This is a genomic window from Desulfopila inferna, from assembly GCF_016919005.1.
In the GTDB taxonomy this organism is placed as follows: domain Bacteria; phylum Desulfobacterota; class Desulfobulbia; order Desulfobulbales; family Desulfocapsaceae; genus Desulfopila_A; species Desulfopila_A inferna.
Window position 1 is genome coordinate 398,196 of the sequence record NZ_JAFFQE010000004.1, and the last position, 15,308, is coordinate 413,503.

The window sequence follows — 15,308 nt, forward strand, 5'->3', positions numbered from 1 at the left end:
AGCCTCCTGTCTGCAGAAGGATGTGGTGTCGTGAATATGCCGAACAGGTGTTGCCGGCACCTCTCCAATTGGCCCCCGGTAAAGAAGTTTAAAGCCATACCAGAGCTGGTGACTTTTACGGCCACCGCATAGTTGATGGATCTGAAAACAATCTTATGATGTCATATCGAAGCTAGAAAAAGTAAACGCAGTTCGAAAATCCCGGATAATCGGGCTGTAGATAATGCTCCCGAAGAGAGAAGCAATGGTTCTCGTTGCCGCCAGGAGGCAGCATACAGGAATACCTATTTAAGAGGATGGCGTGTCCCGGCAGGGTTGTCTCCTGGGGGAGAAGTCTCCTGATGCTTCAATAATATGTTATGCCGCGGTGATTCGTCAATGTTCCGGGGAAAAATCTGAAGAAATGAATACCCGAAAAAAATCCGTATAACCGCATGATGAAAGACCGTGTCGAACTTTTAAGCTTGCCTAATAAAGATTAATTCATCATTATTGATGGGACTCGTGAAAAGCTCAATCTGCGTTTTGTAGATCTGCAATAAAACGGCAATTGCCGTAATACATAGTGGAAAAAAATAAAGCATGGATGAAAAACGTATGGAAAAGCATCTGGTAACTATCGGTATAGATTCGGATGCGTTGCGGGCAAATCTGCTGGAGACTGCAGGTGAGGTAGTTATCGCCTCGGAGCTTGAGCCTCTGCTCGATATCGTCAAGAAGTTCAAAGGAATTCACTCCAGCCTGGAGAGTCTGCTCTATGAGATCTCCCATCCTTTTCGCAATTGGGAAATTATTATCCCTCTTTTGCGAAGCTTTGCCCTGAGAAATTTCAGTCATTTTATCCGTCACGAGAAGGGACCCCATGCCGTCCGTCTTTTTGGGCAGATCTTTTTTGAAGCGATAAAGGATTCAGAGAAGAACAGTGCGCTGCTCGCTCAGATTATAGAGGCGAAGCTGGCCTGGATTGAAAAGATATTACATCTTCTGGATGCCGAAACTCTTCTTCACTACGAGAGTGCACTCAACGAAATTTTCGAGAAGATGCAGAGCCTCGAAGATGGCGACAGCCCCATAATGCTGCATATCGTCCAGGGACAGCATCCCATGAAACGCCTGGCAACCCTGCTTCATAAGGCTTCTGCACAAGAAAGGATTCCTTTCGACTACCGCCCTGTGGCTTCACTCATGCGCACGGTTCTGCTGAAGAACTACGGCTACTGGCTCGGCGAGGATGATCCCATGCCCTGGTTTTTTGCACGCAGCGGAATTCTTAAAAATGAATTTCACTCTGCCGATCTCTTTAATTCCATCAGCCATCAATCGATACATCGTTACCGGCGGGAGCTGCAGGATATCGATATTGAAAAAGATCCTTATGACGGACTGGGACGGATACTGGAACTTCCTGCTCATGTCGATATTGTCCGCTTTTATAAACAAATACCCGCACGCCTGGCGGAGTCTGCCGAGGAGGAAGGCAGGCTGGAGGCCATTGATATAGGGAATAATACTCTTGCTGAAAACTGGAAGCTGCTTTTTCTCTTCAAGATCATGAACACCGAGGGGCTTTATCTCATCCATGAAGAATCGCTCAGAGAGATTAACCGCAGCCTGGTGCAACTGATTCGGCAGCAGAGTTTTGAAGAGATTGAGGAGTTTCTCCTTACCACCTTCGAGCTGCTCAGGGCCAATGTCAATAAATACCCGCATACCTCCCTGCAGTGTATCCAGGTGCTGGGCGGAGAGGTGTTCAACAGGGGCAACAGCAGGATGGTGGAGGCCTTTCTTTTCAGTGTAGTGCGTTTTGGATTTCAATATGCCAATGTCATCGGTGTCGATGAAGACTGGCAGCCGCTGACCAATCCGGCGCATTTGAGCAATATCCGGGTCTGGCTCCATTTGATCGAGCAGGAGCCGAAATGGTGTTCTACCCTCTTTTCCGCCCTTATCATCAACCTGAAGCTTACGGGTACCTGTGTCAAGGATACCGATCTGTTTCAAAGAGACATCACTGAACTCCTCAATCATCCGATCGAACCCATTTATAATCTGGCCAAACAGTTCACCAAGTTGATGCCTGTATTTTTCAACGAGATCGGAGCCGAGGGAGAACTCAGGGATGTATCGACGGAGCTCGACGAGCTCCACAAGCGTCAGGACGTTCTCATCCACTTTCTGCGGAAGCAGAGTCATGTGGAAAGCTCAAATCTTATCGTCAACTTTATCAAGGCTATTTTTTACTTCTGGAAAAATAAAGATAAGGAACGGCTCAAACCCTTCCTCCCGGCAGAGGTATATAGCCAGGTGTCCACCAGCGGCAGATTTATCGACGAGCAGCATATTCTTACCACGCGGCTTTTTGCCGATGCAGGCTTTGAAGGTATCAGCAATATTCTCGACTGGGACAGCCTCGAATGTAAAAGGTATCTCGATGCCCAGGATGACCTGTCTGTTGCGGAGCGCCGCCGTTTTGAGCTGCTTGTCCACATGTACAAGCTGCTGGACAAGAAGTACAATCTCGGCATTCAGGAGCTTCGCTCTGAGCTGATCCAGGCATCGCAGGAAGGAATCGAGGGTATGGACGGGCTTCTTGATGATCTCAAGAACAGCGATACCATTTCCGGATTGAAGGCAATGCTGAGCAGGCTGGAGGCGCTCAAGGAAATAATACTTTCCGAGGAGTGTTTCGAGGCGCAGGAGGATATTTACTATAAAAGGCATATCGCCGTTGATATTCCCTCGGTCTATGGGCGCTACCGCGAGCGCAAGTTTGATAGCCTCAGTCTCACCTTTCGCCTGGAGAATCTGGCCAATACATATCTTGAAAATCTGCCGGAAACGGTAAATCTCTCTTTCATTACCCAAGCCACCCTCTACAGGGTTGTAACGTGTATCGAACTCTACTTGCGGGCCCTGAAAATTGACGGCATCACCTCCCGACGTCTCGACATCTACCTGACCCTGCTCAGGAATTCGCTGAAGGTGCGTCGTTTCTCCTACACTCAGTATCTTGACATTTTCCGAGGCATGGCGGAAGGGGTCAAGGATATCATCTATGCCTTCTATACAAACATTCATCAGAACAACCTTTCCATTATCATACCGCAGATCAGCGCAAAAGATTTGCTGACAAAATACAGATCCAAGTTCGACGAGAATGATAAGGCCAATACTTTGCACCGCCTCTCGGAGGCCTTTTTTCGCGACCTGATAGCCTCGACTTTCGGTCTGCAGCATCTCGACAATTTTATTATCCGCATTCTGCAGACCCTGGAGAACCAGAGGAATATTCTCGACAAGGAAGGGATCGATTTGCTTATGACCTACAATCCCGAAAAGGCCATTTCCTCGCTCTACAAGGTCAATCCCTATACCAATAACCTCATCCACCTGGGCAACAAGGGTTTCAATCTTCTCAACCTGATTAACGACAATAAGCCGGTGCCTGCGGCTTTCGTGATCACCACCGAAGTATTTCGCTGCCGTGATGTCGTCTTCGATTTTTCCAAAGCACGAGAGGAATTCATGCAGCGAATACGTGCGGCGCTAACCGAGATTGAGGAGCGTACCGGCAAGATCTTCGGTTCACCGGACAAGCCGCTGCTCCTGTCTATTCGTAGTGGAGGGGCCATTTCCATGCCCGGCATGATGGCCACCATTCATAACGCCGGCTACAACGAAGAGCTGATTGAAGAGCACGTCCGCGAACACGGCAACGCCTATTTGTGTTGGGATAATTTTCGCCGCTTCGTTCAGTCCTGGGCCATGATTTCCGGGATGAAGAGGGAGGACTTCCAGGAGTTGATGGATAACGCCAAAAAAAGGTACAACGTCAAACTGAAACGGGAGTTTTCATCCGAACAGATGAAAGAGCTGGCCCTTTCCTATCGCGAATTAGCCAGAAAGAGGGATTACGATATCCCGGAAGACCCATGGCTGCAGCTGATAGGCGGCATAGAGAGAGTACTCGATTCCTGGGAAACCCGTAAGGCCCGAGATTATCGCAAGGTCATGGATGTTTCGAACTCCTGGGGAACCGCTGTCATTGTTCAGGAAATGGTCTTTGGCAATCGCTCCGACTCGGCGGGATCCGGGGTGCTTTTCACCTCGCATCCGTACAGGAAGGTGCAGCGGGTCGCCCTCTGGGGAGACTATGCCTACGGTGATCAGGGTGAAGATATCGTTTCCGGATTGGTCACCAGCCGTGCTATATCGGTGGAACAGGCGGAACTCGATGGCCGTGAAATCGACGACACGCTGGAAGTGCGTTTTCCGGAAATCTACCATAAGCTTCTTCTTATCGCCAGAGATCTGGTCTATGAAAAGCGTTGGAATCCCCAGGAGATAGAATTCACCTTCGAAGGAGCTTCCCCGGATGACTTGTATCTTCTGCAGACCCGGGATATGATAACAATCAAGAAGAAGGAGCGTCTCAACGTTTTCGTGGAGACGCCGGATTTCGAGCAATATCTGCTCGGCAAGGGTGTAGGAGTTTCGGGATCCGCTCTGTCGGGCCGGGCCGTGTTTTCCGAAGGAAATATTCGGGAGCTGCGCCGTACCGACCCCGAAAGTCAGCTCATCCTGTTCCGTCAAGATACCGTGCCGGAGGATGTCAAGGTGATCAATATGGCCGACGGTCTGATAACCTCACGCGGCGGCCAGACCTCCCATGCCTCCGTAGTGGCCGTCCGGCTGGAAAAGACCTGCGTTGTCGGCTGCAAGCATCTGAAGGTTTATGAGAATTGGCAGTATTGTGAGATCGATGGGGTTCGTATAGGTTTTGGCGATCCGGTGGCTATAGATGGCCGCAATGGTTTGTTGTTGCGGGGCAATCACGAAATTCGGGAAGAAATGCATATATTGCCGATTTAGACCAGCGCATACCATCACGCTACTTATCCAGAGCCTCACTGGTTTTCTGATGTTGATTCTGACGGTGATATCGCCTTCACATAAACATTTTCCTGGAACAGTAAATTGTCTTCAGTTTACCTCTCCTGCTGGAACAAAGAGAAGTGAATTCGAACAAATATATTGGCAAAGAGTAAAAGGAGGCCAAAATAATGTCGCAATTTGAAAAAGGTTTAAAGCTGTACAGTGCTGTGAGAAAGAAAGCCCAAAGTCTGGAAATGGTTCCCGGAACCAAGAGTATGACGGATTTGATATGGCAGATACAGGAGCGGGAGGGCAACCCTTGCTGTTTCCGCAAACAGGCGAAGTGTTCTGAAACCTCATGCTGCTGGCAGGCGGCCTGTGGTGCGGACATGGTCAAAAAATAAAGTGACTGTCTCTCTTTCTGTTACCTGGTTTCCGGGACACCCAGGGCCTTAAGAATCAAGGCCAGAGGACAGAATTTGGTGATACCGTACTGCAGAAGATTAGCACCGACAAAGGCGGTGAGAAAAAGCCAATAGCTGCTGTGAAAAAGAGGGCTTACGGGGACGCCGAAGGCCAGGCTCAGAAGAATCATTGAGCCGGCTATGGCATGTACCCAGTCCGTTACAATCATGGTGTTTACCTCGGCGGCTGCATTATTACTTGAAGTCAGGACAAAAAACTTCCTGCATATTCAGGATCAGATCGAGAATGCGTTTGTCGGTAATACGATTATAGATAAAGTTGGCATCCTTTCTGAAGTCGATAATACCCTGATTGCGCAGAATATTAAGATGCTGCGAAACATTGGCATTGGTGGTCTTGACCTCATTGCGGATATCACCCACAGACAATTCGCGATCCTGCAGGAGGCAGAGAATCTTCAGTCGGATAGGGTGGGACATCGATTTCAGAATTTTGGCGACAGCCTCTATCTGTTCATCTTTCATCTGTTCAGCTTTCATATGGTTGCACCTAATGTTTATTTTAGCAAATAGTTTAATGCTCGGAAATATTTTGTAAAGTTTTTTTTGTCTGATCTTTAAACATTGCCAATGCTTCGTAATCAAACGAACTGTGCATCTTGCCGTGATCGCAGGGTGGCCGGTTGGGACGGCGGAGTGTGCAGGGTGGAGATATCGACATGTCCTCTTTCTCTTGAAAATTGAGGAAATACTTGATTCGACGGCTAGAAAAAGGTTTACTGTCCTTGCAATCTGGTGTTCAATCTCGCTGTGAGATTGATAACACAACAGATCTTAACGTGTATTACATTTTTTACCGGGGAGGAGATTGATGAGCACATATACACTTGTAAAGCCCACCGAATGCTGTCTCCATATAATTGACCCGCAGAAAAGCCTGATGAGCCAGATAACCGAGGCTCAACGGGTCTCAAGAGTTATCGGGCTGCTGATACAGTGTGCCGAAATTTTGAAAATACGGACTCTGGCCAATACACAGTACATCAAGGGACTAGGACCCTATGTCGACGACCTTGAGAAGCTGGTCACCAACATTCCCCGCCGTGATAAAGTTGAATTCAGCGCTTATAGGAACAAAGAGACTATGCAGCTCTTCGATTCTCTCAGCGAGGGCATTTCAACGGTTATAATGGTTGGGGTTGAGACCCACATATGCATCTACCAGAGTGCTATGGGGGTGTTGGCGAGGGGCCTTACGCCCTGGATAGTGGCAGATGGCGTGTCTTCGCGAAACCTTGCGGACCACGAGCTTGGCCTGGCGAGATTACGACAGGCAGGTGCGGTTGTGGGCCCCGCAGAAATGATCATTTATGAGCTGCTCGGCAAAGCTGGAACCGCGGAGTTCAAAGAGATGCTTCCGTACATCATCGCCTTTATTAAAGCAGGACAATGAAGAAATCAAATAAAGATGGTTTTAAAAAGACATCGAAGTTGTCGAGTCCATCAATAAACATAACCAAACAATAGTAGAAAACATATGACAGGAAATGAGATTCGCTCCAGGTTTTTAGAATATTTCAGAAAAAAGGGTCATACCATCGTCGACAGCTCATCGCTGGTGCCGGCGGATGATCCTACTCTACTCTTTACCAATGCCGGCATGGTGCAGTTCAAGACGGTATTCATGGGTGAGGAAAAAAGGGATTATCTCAGAGCTACGACCAGCCAGCGTTGTGTCAGGGCCGGTGGAAAACATAATGACCTGGAAAATGTCGGCTATACCGCCAGACACCACACCTTTTTTGAAATGCTCGGAAATTTCAGTTTTGGAGACTATTTCAAAAAAGAGGCTATTGATTTTGCTTGGGAATTTCTCACCAGGGAGCTTGGTCTGCCTCCTGAAAAACTATGGGTGTCGATCTTTGAGGATGATGACGAGGCTCAGCAGTTATGGGAAAAGATTGAGGGTTTGCCGGCGGGCAGAATCGTGCGGATGGGCGAAGAGGATAATTTCTGGGCGATGGGAGACACCGGTCCCTGTGGGCCGTGTTCGGAAATTCATATCGACCAGGGTGCAGAGGCCGGCTGCGGCCGCCCGGAGTGTCAGCTGGGCTGCGACTGCGATCGCTTTCTGGAATTGTGGAATCTGGTCTTCATGCAGTTTAACCGCTCGCCTGACGGTAAAATGACGCCTCTGCCGAAACCAAGCATCGATACGGGCATGGGACTTGAGCGTGTTGCCGCGGTGCTGCAGAATAAGCTCAACAACTACGATTCGGATCTCTTTGCTCCGCTCATGAATGCACTGGAAAAGCTCTCCGGCAGGAGCTATGGAGAGAATGAAGAAACCAATGTGGCCATGCGCGTCATTGCCGACCACGCCCGGGCCGCCACCTTTCTTGTCGCCGATGGCGTCCTGCCGGGAAATGAAGGCCGGGGCTATGTATTGCGTCGCATCATGCGAAGGGCTATCCGGTTTGGTAAAAATCTCGGTCTTAAGAAGCCCTTCATGGATGAGGTTACCGCAGTGGTCTCATCCTCTATGGAGCATGCCTATCCGCATCTCAAAGATGCCACGGAACTTCTGAAAAAAGTGGTTCGAAAGGAAGAGGAGCGTTTCCTTGAAACCCTGGAAAACGGTCTGGTACTGCTCGATGAAGAGGTTAGCCGCCTGCAGAAAAGCCAAGAGAAAGTCATTCCCGGTGATTTTATTTTTAAGCTGTATGACACCTATGGCTTCCCTGTGGATATCGTCAGGGATATTTCCCTGGAGCGGGGCATCGGTTTCGATGAGCCGGGATTCAGCGCTGCTATGGAAAGTCAGCGTGCCAAATCCAGAGCGGGTCGCAAGGGAGAGGGCATCAGGCTTCGTGGAGCGGGAGTGAAACAATTGCTCGAGGAGGGCCGCAAGGCTCGTTTTCTGGGTTATGACCAGCTCAGCGTCAATACTGTCGCACAGGCACTGCTGGATGAATCAGGCTCTATGATTGAGTCAATCTCCGGGAACGTGGCCGGGCAGCTCTTTGTTCCCGAGACTCCGTTTTATGCGGAGTCAGGCGGGCAGACAGGAGATATCGGAGAGGTTACCTGGTCGGGAGGATCGGCGAAGGTGCTGACCACCTACTCCGAAGGAAATCTCATTCTTCATAGGATCAAGGTAATTAAGGGAGAACTCAAAGCCGGACAGCCGGTCGAAATGAAGGTCGAGATTGCCGGCAGGAAGGAAACCGCCGCCAATCATACAGCAACCCATTTGCTGCAGGCCGCACTGCGGGAGATATTGGGGGATCATGTCAAACAGGCAGGTTCTCTGGTGGGACCGCAGCGACTTCGCTTCGATTTCACCCATTTTTCACCCCTGAGTGCAGCTGAAATAGAGAGCATTGAAAAGGCCGTCAATGCCAAGATTCGTGAAAATATCGTGGTGCGTACCAGGTTGCTGAGTCGGGAAGACGCTATTGCCGAAGGGGCGACAGCGCTTTTCGGTGAAAAATATGCAGAACAGGTCCGGGTGGTCAACCTCAAAGACTTCAGCAAGGAGCTCTGCGGTGGTACACATGTTTCCGCAACCGGGGAAATCGGTGTCTTCAAAATTCTGGCGGAAAACGGCATCGCCTCGGGAGTGCGGAGGATAGAGGCAATTACAGGCCGGTCTGCCTTTGACTTTCTCTCTGTTGTCTATCAGAGGCAGGAGCAGATTGCCAGGTTGCTGGGCAGCCGTCCCGAGGATCTGGTGGAAAGAGTGGGTAGCCTTCTTGAGGAACATAAGAAACTGGAAAAAAAGGTGACTGAGCTTTCCCGGGAAATTGCCGGTTCCGATCTTGACACTCTGCTCGATCAGGCCATCGAGGTTGAAGGCATTAAAGTAGTTGCGGCCGAGATAGTCCTCGACAGTCCGCAGACCCTGCGCGAAGTAGGAGACAAAGTCAGAGACCGCCTTGATAGTGGTGTTGCTGTCCTGGGAGGCGTAATTAAAGGCAAGGTTGCCCTGCTGGCAATCGTCACTCAAGATCTCACAGGAAAAATCACCGCGGGTGAGCTGGTCAACCGAACAGCCAAAATTGTCGGCGGCAAGGGCGGCGGCAGGCCGGATATGGCTCAGGCGGGGGGGAATTTTACCGATAAGATCGGCGAAGCGATCCGCGCTGTCCCACAAAATGTAAGCGATATTCTCAAAGGTTAGGTTCCAGGTTTCCCCAAATGTGATAGTTTGCACAGGTCTACCAAAAAAAACAAGATTTTCAGTGCTAAGTTCAAGTCATATATAAATTGGTTGACACCTGAGAATATTTGCAGTAAAGATTTTTCACGTTGTGAATGACCATTCATTTTTAATACTGAATGGCGATTCATTCTCCACTTTTTTTACTTGTACAAGTACGTCTTCTTCAATATGTCGTCATTCGGGAAACCGGATGTTAAATGTTTTTATCTAAGCCGATCGGGAGCGTGTAAACATGATTACGATGGACATCACCTTAGTTTTTCAGATGATAAACATCATTATCCTGATGTTTCTTCTGAACAAAGTTCTGTACAAACCCGTACTTGGGATCTTGCGCCAAAGATCTGAAAAAATGAGAGGAACACAGCAGGAAATCGAAAGATTTAAGAAAGACGCAGGTCTCCGCCAGGAGGAAGTAGATAAAAAAATGGCCCTTGCATCCGGTAAGGCAAAGGCGGCGTTGGATTCTGCACGGGCAGAGGCTGCCGCGGCAGGAAATGAAAAGCTTTCTGCCATAAAAGCGGAAGTCGAGGCGGAGAAGCAGAAGAAGATGACGGATATGAAAACCCAGATAGATACTGCTGGAAAGAATCTCCAGGAGAATCTCGCGGGTTTTGCATCCGACATGGCCGGAAAAATTCTTGGAAGGAGTCTCTAAAAATGAGAGGAGTAAAGCACATTACCAGCGGATTGTTCCTGGTTGCAGTGGCACTTTGTTTCTCCCTATCTGTCGGTAACGTATGGGCAGTAAGCGGGGATAGTCATGCTGCGGTGGAGAGTGCAGGTCATGGCGTCGCCAGTACAGCCCTAGCAGTTGAAGATGGACATGCGGCCGAAGGCGCAACAACTGAAGCCCATGGCGGAGGCAGTCTGGCCCCGGATAAACTTTGGGATTTGTTTTTCCGAATTCTCAACTTCGCCGTGTTGGTATTCATACTTGTTAAATTCGGTGCCAAACCGATTGCATCCGGCCTGGCTGGTCGTCAGCAAAAAATAAAGGACGACATCGAAGATCTGGAAGCCAGGAAAGTCGAGGCGGAAAAGACCTATCGTGACTTTGAGGCCAAACTTGCCGGGATGGAACGGGAAATCGATACCATAGTCGATAAGGCGATTGCCCAGGCTGAAATTGAAAAAGCAAAAATCATTGAGAAAGCCGAACAGGCCGCTAAAGATATCAAGCGCCAGGCTGAAATGTCAGTCCAGAATGAAATCATGATTGGACGTCGTCAACTGAAAAACGATATCGCCGATCAGGCTGCTGCCATGGCTGAGCAATTAATCGTTAAGAATCTTACATCTGAGGATCAGGTGAAGATTATCGAAGATTACCTAGATAAAGTAGGGGCCGTACAGTGAAACATACAATACTAGCGCGACGATACGCCAAGGCCTTGTTTGCCGTTGGCAAAGAAAACGATGCGTATGAAGCCTATAACGAAACTCTTCAGGGAGTTGCCGGGCTTTATACATCTACTCCGGAAGTTGCTGATGCTCTGACTAATCCCCTCTATCCAATTGATGTCAGAGAGAAGGTAATGGCAGGTTTAATCAACTCCATCGGAGTTGATAAGGTGTCAGCTAATTTCCTCAATCTGCTGGTAGAAAAGAGACGTGCTGAAATTCTGCCCGAGATTGCAGAGGAATATAAAATCATGGTTGATGAAGAGAAGAACATCAGTCATGGTTCGGTGACTTCAGCAGTTGAGTTGAGTGATGAATTGCAGGCCAAGATTCAGGCGGCACTAGAAAAATTAACAGGCAAGAAGGTGGAACTGTCTACCAGTGTTGATCCATCCCTTATTGGTGGAATTGTAGCTAAGGTAGGAGATTTAGTTCTGGACGGCAGTATTAAAACACAGCTTGCAGGTTTAAAAGATTCCATTAAGGGGAGAGAATAGATGCAGATCAAAGCCGAAGAAATTAGTCAGATTATCAAAGACCAGATTGGGGAGTACGAGACAAGCATTGACCTGAACGAGACGGGGACCGTAATCTCTGTCGGTGATGGTATTGCCCGTGTCTACGGAGTGCAGAACTGTATGGCCCTGGAACTCCTTGAGTTCCCGGGAGGTATTATGGGACTGGCGCTCAACCTTGAGCAGGACAATGTCGGCTGTGCCGTATTGGGCAGTGTCGATATGATCAAGGAAGGCGACATCGTCAAGCGGACCGGCCGTATTGCCGAGGTTCCCGTTGGACCTGAAATGGACGGCCGTGTTGTTGACGGCATCGGTTTCCCTATAGACGGTCTGGGCCCGATCGATACCAAGCTTACCTCCAAGATCGAAGTTCTCGCCCCTGGTGTTATCGCCCGTAAAGGGGTACACGAGCCCTGCTATACCGGCGCCAAAGCAGTTGACGCCATGACTCCTGTCGGACGTGGTCAGCGTGAACTGATCATCGGCGATCGCCAGATCGGTAAAACCTCTCTTTGCGTCGATGCCATTATCGCCCAGAAGGATACTGATATTCATTGTATTTACGTTGCCGTCGGTCAGAAGAAATCCACTGTTGCCCTGGTGGTTGAAGCACTGAGAAAGCATGGTGCCATGGAATATACCACAGTCGTTGCCGCCTGTGCTTCCGATCCCGCGCCTATGCAGTACATCGCACCTTTTGCCGGTTGCGCCATGGGTGAGTATTACAGAGACAACGGCCAACACGCCCTGATCATTTATGACGATCTCTCCAAACAGGCCGTTGCTTATCGTGAGCTTTCCCTGCTGCTTCGTCGTCCTCCCGGACGTGAAGCCTATCCTGGCGATATTTTCTTTAACCATTCCAGGCTCCTCGAACGTGCTTCCAAATTGAATGACGAACTCGGTGCCGGATCGCTTACCGCACTGCCGATCATCGAGACCCAGGCCGGTGACGTTTCGGCCTTCATTCCGACAAACGTTATCTCCATTACCGACGGCCAGGTCTATCTCGAGCCAAACCTGTTCTTCTCCGGTGTGCGTCCTGCAATTAACGTTGGACTCTCCGTATCGCGTGTTGGTGGAGCCGCCCAGGTAAAAGCCATGAAGCAGGTAGCCGGTACGCTCCGTCTTGATCTTGCTCAGTTCCGTGAGCTGGCAGCCTTTGCCGCCTTCGGATCCGATCTTGATGCCAAAACCCAGGCGCAGCTCACCAGAGGCGAGAGACTTGTTGAAATACTCAAGCAGCCCCAGTACCAACCACTGCCTATGGAAAAGCAGGTTACCATAATTTATGCCGGTGCCAATGGTTACCTGGATAAGCTGCCTGTCAACACATTGGCCGACTATGAGCAGGAACTCTATAACTATATCGAATCAAACGATCCATCAATCTTTGCCGATTTGAAAGCGCAGGAAGAGTTCACTGATCCAATCAAAGAGAAACTGAATAAAGCACTGACCAGCTTTGGTGAAACATTCAAGGCAACCAAAGGTCTTAACTAATCAAAGATAGGTCCAGCTATGCCCAGTTTAAAAGACGTGCAAACAAAGATCCAGGGAGTTAAAAAGACCGCCCAGATCACCAAAGCCATGAATATGGTCGCCTCGGCAAAACTGCGGGGTGCCCAAGAGAAAATGGAAGCCTTCCGGCCATACACCTCGAAGTTCAACGAGGCTATGTCCAATCTGTCCGGAGGTGCCAATACCACAAGTTTTCCGCTCATGGAAGTTCGTGAGGTCAAACAGGTTGAACTTGTCGTGATAACTTCCGATCGTGGACTGTGCGGATCCTTCAACTCGAACATTATTCGCATGGCCGAGCAAAAAATTCGGCAATATGAGGCCGAAGGGAAAACGGTCAGCCTTGTCTGCGTTGGGAAGAAGGGATACCAGATTCTCAGAAAAACAGGCAAGGTAAGAAAACAGTTTCTGGATATCATGGGATCCTTCCAGATGTTCAATGCCCGTGAAATTGCCAGTGATGTTTCTCAGAACTTCCTTGATGGAAATTCGGATAAGGTAGAAATCATCTACGGAGAATTTCGGTCTGTGGCGCAACAGAAGCCGGCTTCAAAGAATTTCCTTCCGGTCCAGCCCATCGAGAGCGGCGAGAGCGAGAAGAAAATTTCCGGTGAATATATCTATGAACCATCCACAGAAGAGATTATGGATGTCCTGCAACCCCTTTATCTCAATGTTATGGTGTATCACTCCATGCTTGAGGTGGGTGCCAGTGAACATGCTGCACGTATGACCGCCATGGATAATGCGACGAATGCATGTAAGGATATCGTGGATAATCTGACGATTGTGTATAATAAGGCTCGCCAGGCCGCCATCACAGCAGAACTCATGGATATTGTTGGCGGTGCCGAAGCCCTTAAATAGCATATTAAAAAATCGAATAAATTTTAGACCTTTTAAGGAGGGGTAAGGCCCTATGAGTGAGCAGAGAAAAGGAAAAGTATTACAGGTTATTGGACCTGTCGTAGACGTTGAATTTGATGCCGGAAATCTGCCGAACATCATGAGTGCACTGATGGTAAGCAACCCCAGTATCTCCGATGTGGAAGATAATCTGGTTATAGAGGTTGCCCAGCACCTTGGCAATAACGCTTGCCGCTGTATCGCCATGGACCAGACCGACGGTCTGGTCAGAGGAATGGAGGTTCGTGATTCAGGTGAACCCATCACCATACCCGTAGGCGAGGCCGCACTCGGCCGGATCATGAATGTTGTCGGTCGTCCGGTTGATGGTCTTGGCCCGATCGCTTCCACAAATATGTCAAAAATCCATCGACCTGCTCCGCTGTTTACCGAGCAGGACACCGAAGTACGTGTACTCGAGACAGGCATCAAAGTTATCGACCTGCTGGTACCGTTCCCGCTTGGTGGAAAAATGGGACTGTTCGGCGGCGCCGGTTGTGGTAAGACAGTTATTATGATGGAAATGGTCAACAACATCGCCATGCATCATGGTGGTATCTCTGTTTTCTGCGGTGTCGGCGAGCGTACCCGTGAAGGAAACGATCTGTATCATGAGATGAAGGAATCAGGCGTTCTCCCTAAGGCTGCCCTGGTATATGGACAGATGACTGAGCCTCCTGGAGCGCGTGCCCGAGTCGCTCTTACCGGCCTGACCGCTGCTGAGTATTTTCGCGATGAACAGGGACAGGACGTGCTTTTCTTTGTTGACAACATCTTCCGGTTTACCCAGGCTGGCTCCGAGGTTTCCGCGCTTCTGGGACGTATCCCGTCTGCTGTTGGTTATCAGCCAACACTTGCAACGGATCTTGGTGCCCTTCAGGAACGTATCACCTCCACCACTAAAGGTTCGATCACCGCCGTGCAATGTGTTTACGTACCTGCAGACGACTTGACCGATCCTGCACCCGCTACTACCTTCGCGCATCTTGACGGAACGGTTGTTCTTTCCCGTCAGATTGCCGAGCTGGGCATCTACCCCGCTGTTGACCCTCTGGATTCGACTTCCAGGATTCTCGATCCTAACGTTATTGGCGAAGAGCACTATAACGTCGCTCGTGGTGTCCAGGTTTCCCTGCAGAAGTATAAGGATCTGCAGGATATCATCGCAATTCTCGGAATGGATGAGCTTTCCGAAGAAGATCAGCTGCTGGTATCACGAGCCCGGAAGATCCAGCGCTATCTCTCCCAGCCGTTTACAGTTGCAGAAGTTTTCACCGGCATGGCCGGCAAATTCGTCAAGGTTGCCGATACAGTTCAGGGATTCAAGGAAATTCTGGAAGGCAAACATGACGATATGTCTGAAAATGCCTTCTATATGGTCGGTTCCATTGATGAGGCCATTGAAAAATCGAAGAAAGTGGCATAATCACAAAT

12 protein-coding genes are annotated in these 15,308 nt (G+C 49.3%); 10 read left to right on the forward strand and 2 right to left on the reverse strand.

The window, feature by feature from the left end; translation table 11 throughout:
• The first annotated feature begins 582 nt into the window (after positions 1-582).
• Both JWG88_RS12690 and JWG88_RS12695 read left to right on the forward strand, forming a co-directional pair.
• Positions 583-4,872: a PEP/pyruvate-binding domain-containing protein gene (locus JWG88_RS12690; protein WP_240194424.1), complete on the forward strand. Its 4,290-nt coding sequence runs from the start codon at positions 583-585 to the stop codon at positions 4,870-4,872.
• Positions 4,873-5,063: 191 nt separating this feature from the next.
• The gene (locus tag JWG88_RS12695; RefSeq protein ID WP_205234144.1) at positions 5,064-5,279 is read left to right on the forward strand and encodes a hypothetical protein; all 216 of its coding nucleotides are present in this window, start codon (positions 5,064-5,066) and stop codon (positions 5,277-5,279) included.
• A 20-nt stretch (positions 5,280-5,299) separates the two neighbouring features.
• Here the strand turns inward: JWG88_RS12695 and JWG88_RS12700 are convergent, their stop codons facing one another.
• Positions 5,300-5,509 (reverse strand): YgaP family membrane protein, encoded by a 210-nt coding sequence (locus tag JWG88_RS12700; RefSeq protein ID WP_205234145.1) that lies wholly within the window; start codon positions 5,507-5,509, stop codon positions 5,300-5,302.
• 25 nt (positions 5,510-5,534) lie between these two features.
• Entirely contained in the window at positions 5,535-5,840 is a 306-nt protein-coding gene (locus JWG88_RS12705; RefSeq protein WP_240194425.1) for an ArsR/SmtB family transcription factor, read from the reverse strand.
• Between the two features lie 331 nt (positions 5,841-6,171).
• Here JWG88_RS12705 and JWG88_RS12710 point away from each other — a divergent pair, with 331 nt between their 5' ends.
• From JWG88_RS12710 to atpD, 8 genes are all read left to right on the forward strand, one after another.
• Positions 6,172-6,753: an isochorismatase family protein gene (locus JWG88_RS12710; protein WP_205234146.1), complete on the forward strand. Its 582-nt coding sequence runs from the start codon at positions 6,172-6,174 to the stop codon at positions 6,751-6,753.
• Between the two features lie 84 nt (positions 6,754-6,837).
• Complete coding sequence (alaS, locus tag JWG88_RS12715; RefSeq protein WP_205234147.1) at positions 6,838-9,483, forward strand: alanine--tRNA ligase; 2,646 nt, start codon at positions 6,838-6,840, stop codon at positions 9,481-9,483.
• Between the two features lie 283 nt (positions 9,484-9,766).
• Positions 9,767-10,183 carry a F0F1 ATP synthase subunit B gene (locus JWG88_RS12720; protein ID WP_306793102.1) on the forward strand — a complete coding sequence of 139 codons (417 nt, stop codon included), beginning with the start codon at positions 9,767-9,769 and terminating at the stop codon, positions 10,181-10,183.
• A gap of 2 nt (positions 10,184-10,185) precedes the next feature.
• Positions 10,186-10,884 (forward strand): F0F1 ATP synthase subunit B, encoded by a 699-nt coding sequence (locus JWG88_RS12725; RefSeq protein ID WP_205234149.1) that lies wholly within the window; start codon positions 10,186-10,188, stop codon positions 10,882-10,884.
• Entirely contained in the window at positions 10,881-11,426 is a 546-nt protein-coding gene (gene atpH / locus JWG88_RS12730; RefSeq protein ID WP_205234150.1) for an ATP synthase F1 subunit delta, read from the forward strand. The genes JWG88_RS12725 and atpH overlap by 4 nt, the downstream gene beginning before the upstream one ends.
• Positions 11,427-12,950 carry a F0F1 ATP synthase subunit alpha gene (gene atpA / locus JWG88_RS12735; RefSeq protein WP_205234151.1) on the forward strand — a complete coding sequence of 508 codons (1,524 nt, stop codon included), beginning with the start codon at positions 11,427-11,429 and terminating at the stop codon, positions 12,948-12,950.
• 18 nt (positions 12,951-12,968) lie between these two features.
• A complete protein-coding gene (atpG, locus tag JWG88_RS12740) occupies positions 12,969-13,835 on the forward strand; it encodes an ATP synthase F1 subunit gamma (protein WP_205234152.1) in 867 nt (288 codons plus the stop codon).
• 52 nt (positions 13,836-13,887) lie between these two features.
• Positions 13,888-15,300, forward strand: coding sequence for a F0F1 ATP synthase subunit beta (gene atpD / locus JWG88_RS12745; protein ID WP_205234153.1), 1,413 nt, complete (start codon positions 13,888-13,890; stop codon positions 15,298-15,300).
• The last annotated feature ends 8 nt before the right edge of the window (positions 15,301-15,308 follow it).